Below are 21,102 nucleotides of genomic sequence, written 5' to 3' on the forward strand. Positions count from 1 at the left end.
TTTGGCCGCGCCCGGCACCACCCGCATCGCTGTCGCGGCGGGTCTCGCGCTGCTGCTTGCGGTCGCGGCACCCGTGTTGGCGGAGGATCTCCGTGGCCATGGCGGCCCGGTCCGCGCGCTCGCGGTGGACGGAAGCCGCGTGGTTTCCGGTTCTTTCGACACGCGGGCGATTGTCTGGGACGGCATCGTCGCCAGCCAAATCACCCGTGCCCATGCCGGCGCGGTGACCGCGGTTCTGCCGCTGCCGGATGGGCGCTTTGCCTCGGGCGGACAGGACGGATATGTCGCGATTTGGGGCAGGGGGTAGACCCGCTGAGCTTTGAGTCCTGGCACGATATGCCGGTGGCCGATCTTGCGCACTGGGCGGGCGGGATCGCGTCGGGCTCTTGGAATGGGCAGATCGCGCTTTGGGATGGCGAGGACGCACCGCGCTATCTTGACGGGCATCAGGGGCAGGTCACCGGGCTTGCGGCTTTTGGCGATGGTCTGGCCAGTGTCGGCTCCGATCTGCGCCTGCGCCTTTGGAATGCAGATGGCAGCGCCGCCTCGGTGACCGATTTGCCAGCGCCGCCGAGTGATCTGGCGACCGATGGGGAGGCGATCTTTATCGCCGGTGCCGATGGCTTCTTGCGGCGCGTCGTGCCGGGCAGCCGAAGCAGACCCTGGAGCTCACGACGCGACCACTTCTCGCGGTGGCCACCGGCGGCGGGCAGGTCGCAGTGTCGGACATGACCGGCGCGGTTTGGCTGATCGATCCGCAGACGTTGGAGATCCGTTCCGAGATCGCGACCGGCCAAGGCGCGGTCTGGGCGCTTGCATTGAGCGATGACGGTTTGTGGACGGGCGGGAATGATGGCTGGATCCGGCGTTGGTCGCCCGAGGGTGCGCCTCTCGGAACCGGTGCGGGTGTGCCAGAGCCGACCCTGACCAATCCACGCGGGGCCGAAGTGTTCCAAGCCTGCGCTGTCTGCCACACGCTGACGCCCGATGACGGGCAGCGCGCTGGCCCGACGCTTCACAATGTGTTCGGGCGGCGGATCGGCACCGCGCCGGGCTATGATTATTCCGACGCCTTGCTGGAACTCGACATCGTTTGGACGCCGCAGACAGTGTCGGAACTGTTCGAGTTCGGGCCCGACGCCTACACTCCCGGCAGTCGGATGCCGGAACAGCGTGTGCCGAGCGCGGCGGACCGCGCCGCCTTGATCGAGTTTCTTGAAACGGCGACGCGTTAAGCGCCGCCAAAATCTTCTAGATGAATCGGAGAAAGCTGATGAGCGAAGACTACAACATGTCGATGCGGAAGTTCCTCAAGCAGGTCGGCGTCACATCGCAACAGGCCATCGAAGACGCGATGCGCTCAGCCGGCGTCGACGCGACCGCTGGCAAAAGCTTCACCGCGACCATGACCCTCAAGGTCGATGGGCTTGATCTGGAACATCGCGTCGAAGGGAAGATCAGCGGGCGCGACGAAGACTAACGCATCGCGCAACCCGTTCGCGTCATGGGGCGTCGCCGGATGGGGCGAACGCATTGAGACAGAAAAACGCCGCCTCGAATGTTCGGGGCGGCGTTTCGTATTGAGTTTTGACGCTGACGTCGTCCAGCAGCCCTTATTGCGGGACCGCGCTGTGCACGAAGAGGGTCTCATCCAGAACGGTATAAGCGTTGATCAGTTCCTCGCCGCGTGGGCCGACCAGCCAGGCTTCCAACTCCATGACGGCATCATTGTTTACATGCGGATGCCGCTCAGGGTTCACAGGCAAGAGCGAGTAGGGGTTGAACATCTCCGGGTCGCCCGAGAAGAGCAGCGCCAGATCGCCTTTGTTGCCGAAGGTCAGCCAGGTGGCCCGATCCGACAGGATGTAGGCGTTCAGCCCCGAGGCGGTATTGAGCGCCGCGCCCATGCCTGCGCCAACAGCGTTATAGGAACCACCCAGGGTCTCCGGGTCGACGCCCGCGCCAGCCCAAAGGGCCAGTTCCTTTTGATGTGTGCCGCTATTGTCGCCGCGAGAGACAAAAGCCGCGTCGACCTCGGCGATCTGGGCCAGAGCGCCGGCGGCAGTCTCGGCCGAGGCGACGTCTGCCGGGTCGCCAGACGGGCCAACCAGGACAAAATCGTTATACATGATCTCCCGCCAATGGGTCGCATGCCCGGCGGCCACGAAGGCTTCCTCAGCAGGGCGGGAATGCACGAGCACTGCGTCGACATCGCCCGCTTCGCCGAGGCGCAGGGCTTGCCCCGTGCCAACGACGAGAAGCTCAACTTCGATACCAAGCTCCTCTTGGATTTCTGGTAGAAGAACATCCGCGAGACCGGAGTTTTCAAACGATGTCGTGACGGCCATGCGCACCGTCTCCGCCAGTGCGGGTGCGGTAGAAAGGGCAAGGGCGAGGGCGGCAATTAAAGCTCGGGTTTTCATACAGTTACTCCACGATCTGACCATTGAGAAAGGCGTGTGCTTCGGGCGTTTCTGGCGTTGAGAAGAATCTCTCTGCCGGACCTGTTTCGTGCACGCAACCATTGAGCATGAAAACTATTTCATCTGCAAGCCTTGCCGCTTGCCCAAGGTCATGTGTCGACATGACGATGCGCGTATCGCGGCTCTTTGCATCGGTCAGAATGGCCTCGATCTCACGCGTGGCGCGCCCATCGAGATTGGCGCAGGGCTCATCGAGAAACAGGATTTCGGGTTGCCGGATCAGAGCCCGCGCCAGGGCCAGCTTTTGCTTCTCTCCGCCGGAGAGCACGCCCGCGGATCGGTCAAGCGCGTGGCCTAGGCCGACCTGCTCGGCAATCTCTCGGGCGCGTTTGCGGGCTTCTGCCCGCTTTGTGCCTGCCACAGTCAAGGCGTAAGCGATGGAGTCGGTCACACTGCGGCGCATCATCGTCGGGGTTTGAAAGACGAAGGCCAGTTTGGTCCGGACTTCAGCTTCGGGGATCGACCAAACCAAACTGCCATGTGCCGGACGTTCCAGACCCTGCATCAACCTCAAGAGCGTCGTCTTGCCAGACCCGTTCGGACCCAAAACAATCGTGACACCGGTTTTGCCGAGCGTCAGGTCAATCGGGCCGATCAGCCGTGTGCCGCGCCGTTTAACCTCGGCAGCCTCAACGCGCAGGGGGAGGATCGAATTCACCATGTTGCCGAACTCTCCGTCCGTGAGAGCGAGTGAATGAGGAGATTGACCGCGATCGCCAGGGCGATCAGCACAAATCCAAGGCCAAGCGCGAGGGCAAAGTTCCCTTTCCCGGTCTCAAGCGCGATGGCCGTTGTCAGCACCCGCGTGGCATTGTCGATATTCCCGCCAACGATCATGATCGCGCCGACCTCGCCGATCCCACGCCCGAACCCCGCCAGGCAGGCCGTCAGAAGGGCGCGCCGTGCATCCCAGAGCAGGGTCGCCACCCGTTGGCGCTTTGTGGTGTTCAGCGAAATGAGCAGGTCATGGTATTCCGACCACAAATCCCGGATCGCCTGATGCGCGATGGAGGCGATGAGCGGCGTGACGATAATCACCTGGGCAATAATCATCGCGGTTGGCGTGAACAAAAGCCCCAACACGCCTAAGGGTCCGGCCCGGCTGAGGATGACATAGACGATCAACCCGACAACGACAGGCGGCAGCCCCATCAACGCGTTGAGGAGCGCGATCACCAAGCGCCGCGAGCGGAACCGGTTCACCGCCAGCCATGCTCCAAGCGGCAAGCCAATCGCCGCCGCGATGACAACCGCCGTGATTGTGACCTGCAGTGACCGCAGGGTGATTTCGACCAGTTCCGGGTCAAGCACAACAATCAGCCGCGCAGCCTCGACAAGCCCCTCGACAATTTCATTCATTCGTTGCGGCGTTTCATTTTGTTGCACTTGAAAGTCATTGACATGTGATACCATTTTATCCGTCGGACGAAAGGGCAATTTCCCCGCGTTTGATGTGGGGTTGGAATGGCATCGCTTGCGTCGGAAGAGTGGTGTCTTGTTTTGGGCGTTCTAAGAGCTTTTTGCGCCAGCCAACCGCACAGCGCTCAGTGCCGGATACATGGCCCGAAACCCCGATAGCCTCGCCATCAAGGCATCCGTTTCGCTTGTCGCGGGCTCGAACCAGGTTTTGACCTCTGGCTTCGTTATGATTGCGCCCTCTCGGGTGACGCCATGGGCAACGGCGGCCAGGCGCGCGGCCCCAAGCGCCGGGCCGATTTCGGCACCATCGCTGCGCCCGATCCGGCAGCCCGTCACGGTCGCGATCGTTTGCATCAGAAAATCGCTTTGCGTGCCACCGCCAATCGCCAAAAGACTGTCGCAGGTCGTTCCAGCGGTTCGCAGCGCCGCCATTGCATCGGCGAAGGTGAAAGCGATGGCCTCCACCACGGCGCGCATCAAGCCGCCAGGTGTTGTATTCTCTCCAAGGCCGGCAAAACCGCCGCGGATCTCGGTGTCGCCATGGGGGGTGCGCTCCCCTGTGAGATAGGGGAGGAAAATCGGCCCGGTTTCGGCAGCTTCTGCCTCGGCAAGAAGGTCAGCGATGGGCCGGCCGAGAAGCTCTGCAAGCCATGCGATCGGACGCGCGCCGTTGAGCATTGCCGCCATCTGGAACCAGTGATCGGGAACCGTATGCGCATAGGCATGGATGCGGCTCTCGGGGTTCGGGCGGTATTCAGACGTGGTGACGAACAGCTGACCGGAGGTGCCGAGAGAGATGAAACCGTCGCCTGCTGAGACCGCGCCGATCCCCACGGCGCCGGCCGCCGCATCGCCACCGCCCGCCGCAATCGGCACGCCAACCGGCAGCCCAAGCGCTGCGGCGGCTTCCGGCAGAAGCGCGCCAGCAATTTCGGAGCCGTACATAACTTCCGGCAACCAGGTCGGGTCTGTCGCGCTGATCTCGCACATGCGGGCTGACCAGGTTCGCGTCCGTTCATCGAACCACGAGGTGCCTGCGGCATCCGACGGATCGGTGACAAACCGACCTTGGAGTCGAAAGCCGATATAGTCTTTTGGCAGCAACACATGCGCGACCTTCGCGTGCTGCTCTGGTGCGTGGCGGGCAAGCCAAAGAAGTTTCGGCGCAGTGAACCCCGCCATGGGCAAAACGCCGGTGATATTGGCCGCCAGCGGCTCTGCCGCGATGATCTCGGCGCATTCGGCAATGGCTCGGGCGTCGTTCCACAAGACTGCGGGCCGAACGGGGTGCCCGTCTTTGTCCAGCAGGACGGCGCCATGCATCTGCCCCGACAAACCGATTGCGCAAATCTCGTACCGAACGTCCGGGGGCAATCCTTGTACCGCCTCACAGGTGGCCGCCCACCAGGAGGCGCAATCCTGCTCGCTTGCGCCGTCGAACGGGTGATGCAGATCGAGGGGGTAAGACGTCATCGCCGCGACGCCGCCATTGGGCCGCATGGCGCAGACTTTGACCGCCGAGGTTCCTAAATCGATACCCAGATACATTGCGCCTCCGCCGTTGAGAACTAGCCCTGACAAGGGCATAGTCCGTCTTCGCTTCGGGGGTCTTTCAGCGCTGTCCTGCGCCTATGTCGATCCCGCGAAGCCGGGCCAGTGCTGCCACGGCAGCGATTAGAACTTTACTCGCGTAATGTTTTGCAGGTTTTATTGGGGGCGTGGCAAGCCATATCCTCGGCTCGTATGGAAATGATCGATACAAAGGCGATCCAATGAGTGAGCAAAAGATCCGCAATATGGAAGAGTTTGCGGCGGTGACCGGACTGTCGCGGCCGACGGTTTCCAAGTATTTCAACGACCCCGACAGTGTGCGGTCGTCGACGCGCACGCGGATCGAAGCGGCCTTGGAGCGCTATGATTTTCGTCCGAATATCTATGCCGTCAATCAGAACCGGCGCTTGACCAAGAATATCGGGATCGTCGTGCCCTACCTCGCGGACCCTGTGTTCGCGGAACATGCCCGCAGTCTTGAGATCCTCTGCACCGAGGCGGGGTTCCGGCCCATCCTGCTCAGCTCCCATGGCGGCAGGGGGCAAGAGCGGGAGAACCTCGACAGCCTACGGTCGCTCAAACCCGCGGGCGTGTTGCTGGCACCGCTTGGGCGATCTTCGGACAAACAGGCAATTGAACGCTTCTGTCGCGATGTGCCCACGGTGCTTTTTGACAGTAATATTGAGGGGATGGGCGAAGCGTTCATTGGGTCCGATAATGCGAGTTTCGTCAATCAGACGGTGGATTATCTCTGCCGGAGCGGCGAGCCGCCCTGTTTTTTCGAGATGCGCACGCCCGCCAATCCGAATGCCAACAAGCGGCGGATTGCCTATATCGACGCGATGGCGCGCCATGGTGAGGAGCCGGTCGTGATCAGTATCGAAGGCGACGGCTGGGGCTTTGAGGAAATCGGGCGTCAGGGGGCGCATACCGCGATTGCCGCGGGCGATTTCAAGACCAACACCATCCTGTGCAGCAACGACCGGCTGGCGATTGGTGTTCTGGCGGCCTGTTACGAGCGGGGTCTGCGAGTCGGTCGGGGGCCGGATTCGCGCTGCGGGTGGCATCGCATGACGATCATCCGTTTTCGCGCTTTACCTGCCCCGCCTTGACGACGGCGGCGCATAACTATGCGTCGGTGGCAGAGAGCAGTGTCGAAACCCTCTTTGAACTCATTGAAAACGGCGGGATTTCCGGACACGGCCGGAGACGCTTTTTCCCGCGCATCTGGTTGTCAGGGCATCGGCTTGACCCTCAAAAATTTACGCGCGTAAAAATTAAGTTGACGCGCGTATGATTCGGGCGCAGTCTTTGGCGCATAACATCCAACCAGGGAGGATACGGATGTACCTGAAGACCGCGCTTGGCGCGTCGAGTGCGCTTGCGCTCTGCGTTGCCGCCACCGCCGCGATGGCGGAGTCCCATGCCACCACCATCACAATCGCCACCGTGAACAACGGCGATATGATCCGGATGCAGGGCTACACCGATCAATTCACCGACCAGACCGGCATCAATGTCGAATGGGTGACGCTGGAAGAGAACGTGCTGCGTCAGCGTGTGACCACAGACATCACCACAAATGGTGGTCAGTTCGACATCATGACCATCGGTATGTACGAGACCCCGATCTGGGGCGCAAATGGCTGGCTCGTGCCGCTCGACAACCTATCGGAAGAATATGACGTCGACGACATTCTGCCTGCCATGCGTGGTGGGCTCAGCCATGACGGCACCCTTTATGCCGCGCCATTCTATGGCGAAAGCTCCATGGTCATGTACCGCACCGACCTGATGGAAGCTGCCGGGCTAGAGATGCCCGACGCGCCAACATGGGAGTTCATTCGCGAAGCTGCGGCCGCCATGACCGACCGTGAAAACGACATCAACGGCATCTGCCTGCGTGGTAAGGCCGGTTGGGGCGAAGGCGGGGCCTTCATCACCGTCACCGCCAACTCGTTCGGCGCGCGGTGGTTCGATGAAGACTGGAATGCCCAGTTCGATCAGCCCGAATGGGCCGAAGCGCTGAACTTCTTTGTCGATATGATGAGCGAGTCTGGCCCTCCGGGCTACGCAACGAATGGGTTCAACGAAAACCTGTCGCTGTTCCAGCAAGGCCGCTGTGGCATGTGGATCGACGCGACTGTCGCGGCGTCTTTCGTGACCAACCCCGACGACTCCACTGTTGCCGACTCCGTCAGCTTCGCCCTGGCCCCCGATACCGGCCTCGGCAAACGGTCCAACTGGCTTTGGGCCTGGGCCCTGGCGATCCCGGCGGGCACGCAGCAAGCTGATGCCGCGTTGCAGTTCATCGAATGGGCCACATCGACCGGCTATATCGAGCTTGTCGCTGAAAACGAAGGTTGGGCCAATGTGCCGCCGGGCGCGCGCACCTCGCTTTACGAGACCCCGGAATATCAAGAGGTCCCGTTTGCGCAGATGACGCTCGACTCGATCAATGCGGCGGACCCAACGAACCCGACCGTCGATCCGGTGCCATATGTCGGCATCCAGTTCGTCGCTATTCCGGAATTCGCCGGTATCGCCACCGAGGTCAGCCAGGAATTCTCGGCGGCCTATGCGGGTCAGCAGACCGTTGAAGAGGCTCTCGAAAATGCCCAGGCGCTGACCAACGACGCGATGGAAGCGGCGGGCTACCGCTAAACCTTCGCGCACGCAGCCCCGTGGGGCGGGTCGGTCCTGCCTCACGGGTTTTCCCGACCAATCCTGCTAATCTGTCACTGTCCCGCGCGGGATCTGCCCCGCCAACATGAGAGATGTCCCCATGGCGACCCAACATTCCCGTTCCGCAGCAAGACTGATGATGGCGCCCGCCGTGATCCTGCTCCTGGGCTGGATGCTGGTGCCGCTGACCATGACGCTCTACTTCTCGTTCAAGAGATACCTGCCGATGCGGGGGGACTCGCTGGAACGGGGCCTCGATTGGGTCGGGTTTGAGAACTACGTCCGCTTCATCGGATCAAGCTCGTTCTGGCCAAGCGTACAGGCCACGCTCCTGATCGTCGGTGGGGTTTTGGTCATCACGGTGGTTCTGGGCGTCCTGCTGGCGATCCTTCTCGACCAACCGTTCTGGGGGCAGGGCATCGTCCGCATCCTCGTGATCGCACCCTTCTTCGTGATGCCAACGGTGACGGCGCTGGTCTGGAAGAACATGTTCATGGACCCGGTGAACGGCATGTTCGCCCATCTGTGGCGGTTCTTCGGGGCTGAGCCAGTCTCTTGGCTCTCGGACGCCCCGGTGGAGTCGATCATCCTGATCGTGTCCTGGCAGTGGCTGCCCTTCGCGACGCTGATCTTGCTCACCGCGATCCAGTCGCTCGACAGTGAACAGCTTGAAGCTGCCGAGATGGACGGGGCCCCGGTTCTGGCCCGCTTCTTCTATATCGTGCTGCCGCATTTGGGACGTGCGATCACCATCGTCATCCTGATCCAGACGATCTTTCTCTTGTCGATCTTCGCCGAAATCTTCGTGACCACGGGCGGGTCCTTCGGCACCCGGACGCTGACCTATCTGATCTTCCAGCGGGTCGTGGACAGTCAGAATATCGGCCTTGGATCGGCGGGCGGTGTCTACGCCATCATCCTCGCCAATATCATCGCGCTCTTCCTGATGCGCATCGTTGGCAAGAACTTGGACCGGTAGGGGGCAGATATGGCACGCGCAGTTTCCACACGTCGCAAGATCATCACCACCACCGTCGCTTGGGCGATCGGGCTGCTGATCTTCTTTCCGATCTATTGGACGATCCTGACCAGCTTCAAAACCGAAGCGCAAGCCATCGCCAACCCGCCGCTGTTTTTCAACTTCGATTGGACGCTGGAAAACTACAGCGTCGTGCAGGAGCGCTCGGACTATATGCGCTTCCTGTGGAACTCGGTGATCATCGCGGGCGGCTCGACGCTTCTGGGCATCCTGATCGCGGTGCCCGCCGCCTGGTCCATGGCTTTTGTCCCGTCACGCCGGACCAAGGACATCCTGCTCTGGATGCTGTCCACCAAAATGCTGCCCGCTGTTGGCGTGCTCTACCCGATTTCGCTTATCTTCGTGCAGTTCAACCTGCTGGACACCCGTATCGGCCTGATCCTGGTGCTGATGCTGATCAACCTGCCGATCATCGTCTGGATGCTTTACACCTACTTCAAGGAAATCCCGGTCGATATCCTCGAAGCGGCGCGCATGGACGGCGCGGGGCTGCGCGAGGAAATCCTCTTCGTGCTGACGCCCATGGCAATCCCGGGCATCGCCTCCACCATCCTGTTGAATGTCATTCTCGCGTGGAACGAGGCGTTCTGGACGCTAAACCTGACGGCGGCTGGCGCGGCGCCCCTCACCGCGTTCATCGCCAGCTATTCCAGCCCCGAGGGCCTGTTTTACGCCAAGCTCAGCGCGGCCTCGACCATGGCCATCGCGCCGATCCTGATCCTCGGCTGGTTCAGCCAGAAACAACTTGTCCGCGGCCTGACCTTCGGCGCGGTGAAATAAGTGCGAGCGCTCTAGGAGCGACGCGATAGTGCAAAGGAAACGCACCGATGGGACGCATCACACTCGACAAGGTTCGCAAATCCTTCGGGGAGGTGGAGGTCATTCCGCCGCTCGATCTGACCATAGAAGACGGGGAGTTTGTGGTCTTTGTCGGCCCATCGGGCTGCGGCAAGTCCACGCTTCTGCGCCTGATCGCGGGGCTTGAGGATGTCAGCGGCGGGGAAATCCGCATCGACGGGCAGGACGCGACCGAAGTGCCGCCCGCCAAGCGCGGCCTCGCCATGGTGTTCCAAAGCTACGCGCTTTACCCGCATATGTCCGTGCGGAAGAATATCGCCTTCCCGCTGCGCATGGCCAAACTGGATACTGCTGAGCAGAAACGCCGAGTTGAGGCGGCGGCGGATGTGTTGAACCTCACCGATTATCTTGATCGGCGGCCAGGGCAGCTTTCAGGCGGGCAGCGACAGCGGGTCGCCATAGGGCGCGCCATTGTGCGCGAACCGGCGGCGTTTCTGTTTGACGAGCCGCTCTCGAACCTCGACGCGGCGCTTCGCGTCGGTATGCGGCTGGAAATCTCAGAGCTGCATGAACGGCTGAAGACCACGATGATTTATGTCACCCACGATCAGGTCGAGGCCATGACTATGGCCGACAAGATCGTGGTGCTGCGTGCTGGCAATATCGAGCAGGTCGGATCGCCGCTGGAGCTTTACCGCACCCCACGCAACCTCTTCGTCGCCGGGTTCATCGGCTCGCCCAAGATGAACTTGATCGGTGGTGCCATCGCCACCGCACAGAATGCCACGACCATCGGTATCCGGCCCGAACATGTGCGTGTGTCGTCGGAGGCGGGCGATTGGCCGGGCAAGGTGGGTGTCTCGGAACATCTGGGTTCCGACACATTTTTCCATGTCACCTGTGACGGGATTGATGAGCCGGTGACGGTGCGCGTCGGCGGCGAGGTTGATCTGCATTACGGAGATCAAATCTTCCTCAGCCCAGACCTTGACCATCTGCACCGGTTTGGCGCCGACGGGCTCAGGATTCCATGAAGCGCCTGGAGGGTAGATCGGCCCTGATCACGGGGGCGGCCCGTGGCATCGGCAGGGCCTTTGCCGAGGCCTATGTTCGCGAAGGGGCGCGCGTTGCGATTGCGGATATCGACATCGCGCGCGCGCGCGCCACGGCGGCGGAGATCGGGGACGCGGCTATTGCCGTTGAGTTGGATGTAACCAAGCAGGACAGCATCGACGCAGCGGTGACCGAGACGGTCGCGCATTTAGGCCAGATCGACATCCTGATCAACAACGCTGCGATTTTCACCGCCGCGCCCCTTATCGAGATCGACCGCGCCGACTATCAGCGCGTTTTCGAAATCAATGTGAGCGGCACGCTCTTCATGATGCAGGCCGTTGCCCGGCATATGATCGACCAGGGCATCAAAGGCCGGATCATCAACATGGCCTCGCAGGCTGGCCGGCGTGGTGAGGCCTTGGTTGCTGTTTACTGCGCCACAAAGGCCGCAGTGATCAGCCTGACGCAATCGGCGGGCCTAAACCTTATCCAACACGGCATCAATGTGAACGCGATCGCGCCGGGTGTGGTCGATGGAGAGCATTGGGATGGCGTTGACGCATTCTTCGCCAAATACGAGGGCAAAGCGCCGGGCCAGAAGAAGAAGGAAGGGGTGAAGCCGTGCCCTACGGGCGTATGGGACGGGCCGAAGATCTTACCGGAATGGCGATTTTCTTGGCCAGCGATGAGGCCGATTACATCGTCGCGCAATGCTACAATGTCGATGGCGGTCAATGGATGAGCTGAAGCCAGATCAGGCACCGGATCCGGTGCCTTTGTCGAACGCGACGCTCGGCCATCTCCCTGCAGGTGTCGACCGACCGACCTATGACCGGAGCCGCCTGACCCCCGGCATCGTGCATATCGGGCTCGGCAATTTCCACCGGGCGCATCAGGCCTGGTATCTGCACCGGTTGATGCAACAGGGAGAGGCGCTGGATTGGGCCATTCTCGGCGCCGGTGTCCGCCCATACGACGCCGAAATGCGGCAGAAACTGATCGCGCAGGATTGCCTCACAACGTTGATCGAGCTGGCCCCCGACCAGTGTTCCGCCGAAGTGACCGGCCCGATGATCGACTATCTGCCAATCGAAGAGGGCAACGGCCCGCTGGTCGCCGCGATGGCCGATCCTGCGATCCGCATCGTCGCCCTCACCGTGACGGAGGGGGGTACTATATCGACCCCGTGTCGGGCGGCCTCGACATCACACATCCCGATATACGCCATGATGCGGAGACGCCTCAGCGCCCGTGCACCGCCTTCGGCGCCATGGTCGCCGCCCTGCGTCTGCGCCGCGCGAATGGTCATCGGCCTTTTACGGGGCTAAGCTGCGACAATCTCAGCGGCAATGGGGCGATCCTGCGCCGCGCCGTGACGGAGCTTGCGCGGCTGAGTGATCCCGACCTTGCCGATTGGATCGATGCGGAGGGGGCGTTCCCCAACTCGATGGTCGATTGCATCGTGCCTGCGACCGGCCCCGCAGAACTCTCACGCGCGCGGGATTTTGGTATCGCCGACGCGGCCCCCGTGAGCCACGAAAACTTCCGGCAATGGGTTCTGGAAGATACGTTCTGCGCCGGTCGTCCGGATTTGGACAAGATCGGTGCGACCTTCACCGACGACGTGCACCCTTACGAAATGATGAAGATCCGCATCCTCAATGGCGGGCATCAGGTCTTGGCCAATGCGGGCGAACTTCTGTCTCTGGCGACCATCGCCGATTGTATGGCGCATGCATCACTATCGGCCTTCTTTCGCAAGGTTCAGACAGAAGAGATCTTGCCCTATGTCAACGCGGTTCCCGGCATAACTGCTGAGGCGTATCTCGCCCTGATCGAACGCCGCTTTTCGAACCCTGCGATCCGGGATACGACCCGCCGAGTGGCCTTCGATGGGTCGTCTCGCCATCCGGGCTTCATTCTTCCAGTGCTGCGAAGCGCGCGCGCTGAAGGCGGGTCTATTGAGGGGCTTGCCCTCGTCGAGGCGCTTTGGGCGCGCATGTGCGCCGGAGTCCGAGAGGACGGAACCGAGATCGAAGCGAACGACCCGCAATGGACGCAGCTTCAACGCGTGGCCGAAGAGGCCAAGATCCGACCCCTGGCATGGCTCGAACAAGCTGGATTTTACGGCGATCTTGCGGATGATCGGGTTTTCTCGCAGACGTTTGAACGCTGGCTCGCCCTGATCTGGCGGCGCGGGTCCCAAGAGGCGCTTCGGACATATCTCGACCGGGCTTGAAGTGCGGCAGGGCGCTGCCGTCCCGAGACAATGCCGTCGGCTGGGCTTGTCGGCTTGCAGTAGGGCAGAGCCTCCGAGACGCTGCGCGTAATCGGTAGGAGGGGCAGGACAAGGCGATCATCGGGATTGCTTGCAGCCTGATCAGAATCTGGCCAGCAGGCATGTGAACTCGTCGGTTCCTCGTGATACGCGCCGGTTCGCGCCGCATCGGTTCCATTCTGATTTTCCGTTTTCCAGACGCCAAGACAGATCTCAGCAATGGTGGGCGATTTGGGATATCCTTTTGATTTAGTGGCGCTTTTCCAGGCCTGACGGATTGTCGCCCAATAGCAATTGGGATGACTATTTGAATTCAGCACCGGTTGCCTTTACGCCACACGCACATAAAAATTCATTTTGATGATTTGTATGGCTTACATGAATGGCGGCAGCGCGCCTACATGAACATAATCTCTTGTAGATGCAACTATGTGTTTATGAGCCTTGGCCGCAGGTGCCCGGTCGAGCAAGAAAAGGAAAGGAGCGGAGGCTTGAGGCAGTTTCATTCGGTTCGCTGCGCCGTTCAAGCGCAGGCTGATTCCTGCGAGCCATGGCATGGGCCTTCGCAATTGGTAAATCGGGTCACCTTGATCAAAGGCGAGCGGTTTGGGGCCGATGGAGTTCTGTCGACAACGGAAGCCGTCAGCGTTAGCCAGAAGGGCCAGTTACGCTAATGGACCGCATTGATCTAGATACGCTCGCTGATGATCGCGAAGCGCGGGTGCATATTCGGGAATCTCTGCTGCTCATCGTTGTTCTGGTCGCAATGCTTGCTGCTGTTGCATGGGCAGTTGTGGCTAAAGTCGAGGATGTCACGCGTGTGCCGGGCCTTGTGGTTCCGGTCGGTAATCTTCAGCAGATCACCGCGGATAATGACGGGGTGATCAGCGAAATCTTCGTGTCAGAAGGCGACATCGTTGAGGCGGGTGCCGCATTGATCGAACTCGAAATTGTCACGCAAAGCAGTCAATTTGACCGCGAACAGCGACGCGTCCTCGCTCTGCAGGCGCGTATTGCCCGGTTGACAGCTGAGACTGGGGACGAACCGCTATCTTTCGCCCCGGAGCTTGAGGCCAACGCGATCCAGTTTGTGGAGAGCGAGCGCACGCTCTATGTCACCCGTATGCAAGAGCACGAGGCCGAAATCGCCGCGCTCATGCAACGGCTTGATCAGAATAATCGCGACCGCGTCGCGGTGCTGCGCGACCTGATAGTGGCACGCCGTGCCTTAGAGCGCCTTGAAGAGCAGCTTGCGATTATGACGCCTCTCGTCGAGGTAGGGGGCGAACCAGAGACCTCCCTAATTGACCTTCAGCGGCAGCAAGACGAGCAAATCAGCCGTCGGTCGAGAGCCGAGGCCGCTTTGGGCCAGCTTGATGCCGGCGCTGCGGAGATCAACGAGATCGTCCGCGCAATTGAGACCGGTTTTCGGGCGAATGCTTTTCAAGATCTCACGGCGGCAACTGAGGAACTAAACAGCTTACGCCGGTCACTGACTACGGGCGAAAGCCTTACCGCCCGCACCACCCTACGCGCCGTCGATCGGGGAGTGGTGAACACGCTACACCACCAGACGATTGGTGCCACTGTGCGCGCGGGCGAGAATCTTGTCGAGATCGGGCCTTTTGATGATCATCTTCAGGTGGAGGCCTACATTGCGCCCCGATATATCGGACTGATTAAGCTGAACCAACCGGTCCGGGTCCAACTTACAGCCTATGACGTTACGCGATACGGTGCGCTTGATGGCAGGATTACGCGGATCAGTCCGCATGCCGTTAGACGGGATGAGCGCGAGCCGCCCGAAATGTTTGTTGCCGTCATCCAGACTGATGTTGCGATTTTGGACGCTGGCGGAGAGCAGGTTCGTATTCTTCCGGGGATGATCGCCGAGATTGACATTCGTGCGGGCGAGCGCTCGGTGATCGACTATCTGTTGGAGCCGATCATGGGGTTGTTCCCCTAGCCCAGTACGGGTCGGCAGCAACTCAGCTATCGACTTCGCCTCCGCCCAAGGTCAGCGTGGGTCAGCCTACGGTTCGTCGGTGGTGCCGTTTTGCCAAGTATAAGTGTCTCTCCAGCTGAATGGCGTCGCCTATATGCCCGCCTGTTGTTTGTGATGGCTGGATTTGAGATGCCGCAATGTGCGCCCCACGGCTTCCTTGCCAGTACTTGACTGTTCATTTGGGTGAAGAATTTCTCCGAGACGCGACCTTCTCTAACCGGCCAGAATTCGCCGATCCCATGCAGATCTTGAACCACAGATGACCGACCGTGTCGTACTCCAATACCTACTGGCAACGAACCGCACCCGTCATCAGCCCCAGATCGATCTCTGCGCCTTTCGGCCCCAGTCTATAGCGTTTGGTCTTATAGTTCGGCGCGGGTTCCAGATAGCCCTTCTCGATCAAGGAGCGGATCGTGCGGTTTAGGGTTGGTTGACTCATGCTGGCGGTAATCGTGTGGTCGCGGATGTCTGCCGCTTCGGCATCGAGGTTGTTAACCTCATCGCTCAACAGTCGAACGACATAGAGCACGTTGAGTTCATTTGCTGACAAAGACTGGAAGCCCCAGGTCGCGCTCAAGCGTCGCGATCAACTCTCGAAGGCGGGCAACGGTGGTCATCTTGACTCTGTCTATCATTCTATCATTGCTCTGATCTGACCTAACTCCTTAACGACGAACATGGTGCATCGCGCGTCCGCGATGAGGCAAGGTTGACCCGAAACGTCTTGGTCAAATCGGCGGATTCACGACGCGCCTCTAACAACAGGATGCAACAAAATTCTTACTATTTTCTTATCACGCCGAATTTCCTAGCTCCAATGCTAAATCATCAGCTTGATCAAATTGTTTCTATTTTGGAGATAGTTGAGATGGGCGGCAGATGTCAAGTCTGGGCTGTAGAAACAAGATATGACGTGTGAGAGCGGTGCGATATTACGGCGTCTGATGCAATGAGCCGACATGCGCCGAGGTTTGGTCGCCAGAGGGCGCAATACATCGGCTTCGCGCGCATCTGACATGCGGTGAGCAATCGATCGCTTAGGTGCTAAAGATCTGCGGTTTCCCCTTTCAGGGCTGGCGCAGCGGGGGCGATTTCCAAGCTAGACAAGGGACTCCCGGGTGTTGATTGGCGCAGTTTCGGTGTGTTCTGGTCAGAAGGCGCAGATGGAGCTGGGCGCGGAGAGTGAATGCGTCTCAGATGGAAACAATTTCTGAGTTAACGGCAGCAGCACTACCGGCCTGAGTCGTCGAAGTCAGGCGCTTATTAGGTGCGCCCAGGTTCAAGATTGGCGACATCTGGTGGAAACCGCCACCGATCCGTTGGCGGGATGCTATCAAGCGTTGCGCCTTGTCTCCTGGCACTAAACTTTGTGCATTGACGGGGATCAGATGACGGGAGGCGTTTGGCGGATTGGGCGGATAACACTTTTATGCATCACGCTCTGTGTGAGCCGTGATTTGAGAGACGTTCTGATGGTCAGGCCGTCTCCTTGTGCTTCACTGGAACCCAGATGATGATCGTCTCTGGCGCGCTGTTTCTCATGCGCATACAGAGATCAAGTGTGTCGACGATATCTCCATTCAGATCAGCATCCACGAAAACGATGTTAGCTGCCGACATGAGCTTCTCCAACTGATGCCAATCTTCCTTGGACGCCTCCGCTGTCGCTTTTGGGAATTTCACACGACCAATCCCAGAGGGTTGCGTGACGGAGGCGGGTGGGCGGGAGATATTCTGCCCCAACAAGCTGTTTATACGGTCGGCGACCAAAATCTCACGCGCATTCGGTGTGTCAAAGAGTCGAATATCAATACCGATTTCATCTGGGGGTTCGGAGCGGCCGTGTCCGCCTTCAATAACTCTAAGGGTCGGTGTGGCGATTGGGTGGTCGTCTTTCGAACTGGAGTGCTGTTGCAGAAACGCTCTTTTGTGTCTCATCGCCCCAGGCGAAAGGCGCATATGCAGATCACAGGGGCTGTTTGTTTGGAGGGAGGGGTCAGCCCGTGTGGTTCCCAAACCTCCGACCGAAATGGCAGGATGTGTTACGCGTTTGTGCCGCATGGCGGGTTCGTGCCGCAACATATTGCATCTACGCGTCCAGTGGCTGCTCCGACGCGCAAAGCGACCAAGAAGCCCGACGGCTAAGAACACGCATGCCGCCGCAAATGCTGCATAGGCAAGAAGCGTCATCCACCAAGGTGTATCGGAGCCGAGAATGTGTCTCGATATGAAGGCCGTCGACACGACGACACTAATACTGACTCCAACGGGAAAACTGAAAGCTGTCGAACCTTCCTTGTTTGAGTGCCACTGAAATACCATCACAACTCCTAACGCACTGCCTGTAACGATCGGCCCTTCAGCTCGTGTTCGGCTTGGTGAAGGTGTCTAAATGGTTAAATAAAAAAGTCAATATGATGAAATATACCGGATGATATCGTTGTCGCCCGTTACATTCGTCGGGTGAGTTGCTCCGTTTCCAGCCGTTGTGTGTAGGGCAGCACGCCGGTGGATTGAGATCTGAGCTGCCGGGTCGTTTTAAAAGTTAGATTTCATCCTTGCGGGCGGCTTGCCGCCTGGCAATATCTCGTTGGCGGAAATACACGATCAGAAGGAGCAAGATGATCGCTGCGCCTGCCGCATCACCCACAAGGACCAGCCCAATGAAGACCAGAGTCTGAGATAATGTTAAGTTGGTTTCGTGAACCAAGATGAGGGCGCTCGCAGTGGCAATCGACGACATCAATAGTATTGCAAACATGGAGCGCCATGACTTTAGAGCGCTTGCTTGACCTGACTTGAGGCCTGCGAACTGCAGGAGATTTCGCATCAGTGGTGGCATGATGAGATAGACAAGAAGCACCAACAAGTGCTGACCGTCCCATCCGAAGCCAAGGATCATGTGTTGGAGCATTGCCGTCGGAAGGATATAGATCGCCGCCCACCACGCATACATCCAGGTTGCCAAAGCTTTGATAGCTGCCGGCAAGAACAGCAGGGCCGGCGCGAAAAACGCGATGGCGTGCGGGCTTTCGCCTAGAAGAGCTTGTTGGGCTGGGTAAATGAAGGACCACGTCAGCCATACCGCAGCGCCATGTAGAGCGCTAAACTCCACAGTTCTTCGGATGTGCTCCTTGAACTGCGCGGCAGGGATAGAACACACAGAGTCGAGCCAGCGCATCCCGCCACCCTCCATAATAGTCAAACTGAACATATCTTCGATTCTCGGCGAGTGCCAGAATGAAGCTTGATCCAGCACATCCGGTTGGATTTCCGGAGGTGGGGAGAGGCGCGGCCATATCTGTGTCGCCGGAAACCCAGCTGCGAATAAACCCGCGGGTAGCGGCGAGGGCGCCGCTGATGTGACATCTTCTTGGTGCTAAACGTCTCGGATCAAAGCGGCTGCAAGCCTCACGTCTGCATGTCGCGTTTTCGTCGCAGCCATATTGGTGCTGACGTAATGCGATGGAGCGCGCAAGGTACAGAATGGCTGCGTATGCACAAACGCACGATTTTCGTACGCTTGCGCAGCATAGATACAAGATTCTAGGGCGTCGATGGCGGAGGAGGTGGGATTCGTATTAGAGGATGAACCCGAGATTTTGTTGAGGAAACCGCCGCCTCTGATCCTCTTGTGTGAACCAAAATGTGAACCAGATTTTTGCCAGTCAGGGAGTGTGTTTAGGGCGTCTTATCGAGTTGCGCTATCTGGTCGGCTCACATCGAGGGCCCATCGAACAAGCGCGGCATGACGGGTAACACATATACTATGAGCAGTTCGGTCCTGGAGGCTGGCACCTGACGTCAGATCGCTACCTTTGAGCCGTGTGGTGCCCTTGCACGGCCGGGTTTACGCTTTGTCTGGGGCGTCGGGCTCGGTCATAACCAGCGTCGGCGTCGAACGCCTGCAACTAATCATCAGTCAGCCCACAACCAGGATCGGCAGAAAACATCGCATCGTCTTGCAATTCTCTTGATAAATGCTGAAGGCGGAGCTCCGTTCCTCGAAGCTGTGGGTCTCACCGCGAGCAATCCTGTCGCTGCCTTAGATCCTGTACTTCCCCGCAACAAGCGAAAGCAGCTGACAAGTCATCTCGGGGTCAAACCATATCAGTAGAGGTTCTCGCTGCTTCATTGTATAGTTTTGAGCGGAGCAGTTGATGATCTTGTATTTCGTTGGGGGTCAACTGCTCATTCCCTCCATCTCTGGTGCTGGGTTCAGTCAATTAGCCCCTGACTAGATTTATAGTTCATACGATAGAGCTTGTTTATTTCTAACCTGCGCCTATTCGACTATTGACGCCTGTTGGATATTCGGCTCACCTGCGGATTGTGTTTATTTGGTGCGAGGAGAGGGTTTGTGTATTTGCGTAGTTTGAGTGTTTTTTTTGTTTCGGCTGTTTGTTTTCTCGCGCCCCTCAGCATATCCGCCCAAGACAATCCTGAGACGCAGGCCGCGCCGGAGTTTGAAGTTCCGCAGGATGTCCAATCGGATGGATCGTTTCGATATCATGCCGCCTTTGATATTCCGTCTTATCGTGGTTTGGAGCCCAATCTCGGCCTGACCTACACCTCCTCGTTTCGTGGCCTCGGCTCGGCTGAGGTTTGGCTGGGCGTTGGTTGGCAGTTGTCGGGCTTGTCGCAGATCGAGCGGGTCTCCCTCGGCGGCGGCACCCCCACCCATGACGATGCGAGAGATCTCTACCGGCTGGATGGGATGGAGCTTCTGGCCTGTAGCGATGGCGAAGCGACCAATCCTTGGCTGACAAATCAGATCTATCCGACCGGGTATCGCACCAATGCCACGAATGCGAGTTGCGCGGCTGGTGGCACCTTTGCCACGCTTGTGGAGAGCTACCGCCGTGTGGAGATGCGCCAGCGGAGCTATAACGGGCAGCAGGTCGATTATTTCATCGTCACCGAGACCGATGGCACCCAGTATCGCTATGAAAGTCTTGGGGTTTTGGCCGGCGACACAGTTGGGCCGAGTGATGAGCGCTACGCGGGCTTGTTCGACACCACCTATCTTTTAAGTGAGATCCGCGACACGCAAGCCACGCCGAATGTGGTTGAAATCTCTTATGCCTTCGCAGCTCTTGAGGAGGGCCGCGCACATCGGCCAGAGTTCATCCGCTATGGCGGCTATGAGATCGAGTTCGGCTATCACGCCTCGCAAACCAGTCCGCTGGCCAGCTATGCCACCGGCACGCGGGGTATGCTGGGTCAGCAGTTTCATCTTCTGCGCAGCATCGCGATCCGCGATGGCGCGGCCCCGCTGCGGGCCTATGCGTTTGAGTATCAGACCACCGAGACCATCGGGCGGCGCCTGCTCAACCAAGTCCAGGTCTATGGCGATGACTACAGCCTCGCAAACGGCATCGTCACAGGCGGAAGCCAACTGCCAAACTTGCTCAGCGAACTGGCCTATACCACCGAGGGGCTGGACTATGTCGAGCAACAGGCAACGGGAACACCGGTGCACGAACAAGTCGCCGCCATCATGGACTTAGATCGCGATGGCCGAGATGAGATCCTCTTAAACGGTTGGTATGCGACACCCCATAACACACCAGGCATGAGCGTCAGGGATCGCCCCCGCGTCCTGATAGAATCTATCCCCCCTCGACCATCGTTCAGCAAGACGCTTCTGGGGTTTTGACAAGCACCACAGACCTACCCGCCATGGCTCATTCGACTGTGTCGAATTCCATTAGGCGATCCCATAATCCCGGGACGAACCGCATCATATCAACAATGGGATATCACCCGTCGGACGATCAATCCT

17 protein-coding genes and 3 pseudogenes are annotated in these 21,102 nt (G+C 59.3%); 13 read left to right on the forward strand and 7 right to left on the reverse strand.

Going from position 1 to position 21,102, the window contains the following annotated elements; genetic code table 11:
* Position 1: 1 nt before the first annotated feature.
* The 4 genes from QTA57_RS10840 to QTA57_RS10855 are packed head-to-tail and all read left to right on the forward strand — an operon-like array spanning position 2 to position 1,480.
* Positions 2-307: a WD40 repeat domain-containing protein gene (locus QTA57_RS10840; RefSeq protein ID WP_290151434.1), complete on the forward strand. Its 306-nt coding sequence runs from the start codon at positions 2-4 to the stop codon at positions 305-307.
* A gap of 35 nt (positions 308-342) precedes the next feature.
* Entirely contained in the window at positions 343-732 is a 390-nt protein-coding gene (locus tag QTA57_RS10845) for a WD40 repeat domain-containing protein (protein WP_290151435.1), read from the forward strand.
* Positions 693-1,235 (forward strand): c-type cytochrome, encoded by a 543-nt coding sequence (locus QTA57_RS10850; protein WP_290151436.1) that lies wholly within the window; start codon positions 693-695, stop codon positions 1,233-1,235. Before QTA57_RS10845 ends, QTA57_RS10850 begins: the two co-directional genes overlap by 40 nt.
* 38 nt (positions 1,236-1,273) lie before the next feature.
* Positions 1,274-1,480, forward strand: coding sequence for a DUF6494 family protein (locus QTA57_RS10855; RefSeq protein WP_145216939.1), 207 nt, complete (start codon positions 1,274-1,276; stop codon positions 1,478-1,480).
* A 133-nt stretch (positions 1,481-1,613) separates the two neighbouring features.
* Here the strand turns inward: QTA57_RS10855 and QTA57_RS10860 are convergent, their stop codons facing one another.
* The 4 genes from QTA57_RS10860 to xylB form a co-directional block, all read right to left on the reverse strand.
* Complete coding sequence (locus tag QTA57_RS10860) at positions 1,614-2,423, reverse strand: substrate-binding domain-containing protein (protein WP_290151437.1); 810 nt, start codon at positions 2,421-2,423, stop codon at positions 1,614-1,616.
* 4 nt (positions 2,424-2,427) lie between these two features.
* Complete coding sequence (locus tag QTA57_RS10865; RefSeq protein WP_290151438.1) at positions 2,428-3,144, reverse strand: energy-coupling factor ABC transporter ATP-binding protein; 717 nt, start codon at positions 3,142-3,144, stop codon at positions 2,428-2,430.
* Entirely contained in the window at positions 3,138-3,842 is a 705-nt protein-coding gene (locus QTA57_RS10870; protein WP_145216950.1) for an ABC transporter permease, read from the reverse strand. Before QTA57_RS10870 ends, QTA57_RS10865 begins: the two co-directional genes overlap by 7 nt.
* A 150-nt stretch (positions 3,843-3,992) precedes the next feature.
* Positions 3,993-5,450 carry a xylulokinase gene (gene xylB / locus QTA57_RS10875; protein WP_290151439.1) on the reverse strand — a complete coding sequence of 486 codons (1,458 nt, stop codon included), beginning with the start codon at positions 5,448-5,450 and terminating at the stop codon, positions 3,993-3,995.
* A 224-nt stretch (positions 5,451-5,674) separates the two neighbouring features.
* Here xylB and QTA57_RS10880 point away from each other — a divergent pair.
* The 8 genes and pseudogenes from QTA57_RS10880 (at position 5,675) to QTA57_RS10915 (ending at position 15,275) form a co-directional block, all read left to right on the forward strand.
* Positions 5,675-6,704, forward strand: a pseudogene (locus QTA57_RS10880) (LacI family DNA-binding transcriptional regulator).
* Positions 6,705-6,797: 93 nt separating this feature from the next.
* Complete coding sequence (locus tag QTA57_RS10885; protein WP_290151440.1) at positions 6,798-8,117, forward strand: ABC transporter substrate-binding protein; 1,320 nt, start codon at positions 6,798-6,800, stop codon at positions 8,115-8,117.
* A 121-nt stretch (positions 8,118-8,238) separates the two neighbouring features.
* Positions 8,239-9,117 carry a carbohydrate ABC transporter permease gene (locus QTA57_RS10890; protein ID WP_290151442.1) on the forward strand — a complete coding sequence of 293 codons (879 nt, stop codon included), beginning with the start codon at positions 8,239-8,241 and terminating at the stop codon, positions 9,115-9,117.
* 9 nt (positions 9,118-9,126) lie between these two features.
* Positions 9,127-9,957, forward strand: coding sequence for a carbohydrate ABC transporter permease (locus QTA57_RS10895; protein ID WP_290151443.1), 831 nt, complete (start codon positions 9,127-9,129; stop codon positions 9,955-9,957).
* 47 nt (positions 9,958-10,004) lie between these two features.
* Positions 10,005-11,009, forward strand: coding sequence for an ABC transporter ATP-binding protein (locus tag QTA57_RS10900; RefSeq protein WP_290151444.1), 1,005 nt, complete (start codon positions 10,005-10,007; stop codon positions 11,007-11,009).
* Positions 11,006-11,778: pseudogene (locus QTA57_RS10905) on the forward strand (L-iditol 2-dehydrogenase). Before QTA57_RS10900 ends, QTA57_RS10905 begins: the two are co-directional and overlap by 4 nt.
* Positions 11,766-13,270, forward strand: a pseudogene (locus QTA57_RS10910) (mannitol dehydrogenase family protein). The pseudogenes QTA57_RS10905 and QTA57_RS10910 overlap by 13 nt, the downstream one beginning before the upstream one ends.
* Before the next feature lie 712 nt (positions 13,271-13,982).
* Positions 13,983-15,275, forward strand: coding sequence for an HlyD family type I secretion periplasmic adaptor subunit (locus QTA57_RS10915; protein ID WP_290151446.1), 1,293 nt, complete (start codon positions 13,983-13,985; stop codon positions 15,273-15,275).
* A gap of 325 nt (positions 15,276-15,600) precedes the next feature.
* Here QTA57_RS10915 and QTA57_RS10920 read toward each other — a convergent pair whose 3' ends face one another.
* The 3 genes from QTA57_RS10920 to QTA57_RS10930 all read right to left on the reverse strand — a co-directional run bounded on the left by QTA57_RS10920 (position 15,601) and on the right by QTA57_RS10930 (position 18,576).
* Positions 15,601-15,894, reverse strand: coding sequence for a helix-turn-helix domain-containing protein (locus QTA57_RS10920; protein ID WP_290151447.1), 294 nt, complete (start codon positions 15,892-15,894; stop codon positions 15,601-15,603).
* A gap of 899 nt (positions 15,895-16,793) precedes the next feature.
* The gene (locus tag QTA57_RS10925; protein WP_290151448.1) at positions 16,794-17,507 is read right to left on the reverse strand and encodes a hypothetical protein; all 714 of its coding nucleotides are present in this window, start codon (positions 17,505-17,507) and stop codon (positions 16,794-16,796) included.
* A 355-nt stretch (positions 17,508-17,862) separates the two neighbouring features.
* Entirely contained in the window at positions 17,863-18,576 is a 714-nt protein-coding gene (locus tag QTA57_RS10930) for a hypothetical protein (RefSeq protein ID WP_290151449.1), read from the reverse strand.
* A 1,116-nt stretch (positions 18,577-19,692) separates the two neighbouring features.
* On the opposite strand from QTA57_RS10930, the gene QTA57_RS10935 reads away from it, so the two are divergent.
* Positions 19,693-20,976 carry a hypothetical protein gene (locus tag QTA57_RS10935; RefSeq protein ID WP_290151450.1) on the forward strand — a complete coding sequence of 428 codons (1,284 nt, stop codon included), beginning with the start codon at positions 19,693-19,695 and terminating at the stop codon, positions 20,974-20,976.
* Positions 20,977-21,102: the final 126 nt, after the last annotated feature.

Source organism: Fontisubflavum oceani (genome assembly GCF_030407165.1).
GTDB lineage: Bacteria > Pseudomonadota > Alphaproteobacteria > Rhodobacterales > Rhodobacteraceae > Rhodophyticola > Rhodophyticola oceani.

Coding starts and splice junctions, on each gene's coding strand:
- QTA57_RS10855 (WP_145216939.1), top strand. CDS start 1,274: ATGAGCGAAGACTACAACATGTCGATGCGGAAGTTCCTCAAGCAGGTC.
- QTA57_RS10860 (WP_290151437.1), bottom strand. CDS start 2,423: ATGAAAACCCGAGCTTTAATTGCCGCCCTCGCCCTTGCCCTTTCTACC.
- QTA57_RS10865 (WP_290151438.1), bottom strand. CDS start 3,144: ATGGTGAATTCGATCCTCCCCCTGCGCGTTGAGGCTGCCGAGGTTAAA.
- QTA57_RS10870 (WP_145216950.1), bottom strand. CDS start 3,842: ATGAATGAAATTGTCGAGGGGCTTGTCGAGGCTGCGCGGCTGATTGTT.
- xylB (WP_290151439.1), bottom strand. CDS start 5,450: ATGTATCTGGGTATCGATTTAGGAACCTCGGCGGTCAAAGTCTGCGCC.
- QTA57_RS10885 (WP_290151440.1), top strand. CDS start 6,798: ATGTACCTGAAGACCGCGCTTGGCGCGTCGAGTGCGCTTGCGCTCTGC.
- QTA57_RS10890 (WP_290151442.1), top strand. CDS start 8,239: ATGGCGACCCAACATTCCCGTTCCGCAGCAAGACTGATGATGGCGCCC.
- QTA57_RS10895 (WP_290151443.1), top strand. CDS start 9,127: ATGGCACGCGCAGTTTCCACACGTCGCAAGATCATCACCACCACCGTC.
- QTA57_RS10900 (WP_290151444.1), top strand. CDS start 10,005: ATGGGACGCATCACACTCGACAAGGTTCGCAAATCCTTCGGGGAGGTG.
- QTA57_RS10915 (WP_290151446.1), top strand. CDS start 13,983: ATGGACCGCATTGATCTAGATACGCTCGCTGATGATCGCGAAGCGCGG.
- QTA57_RS10925 (WP_290151448.1), bottom strand. CDS start 17,507: ATGACGCTTCTTGCCTATGCAGCATTTGCGGCGGCATGCGTGTTCTTA.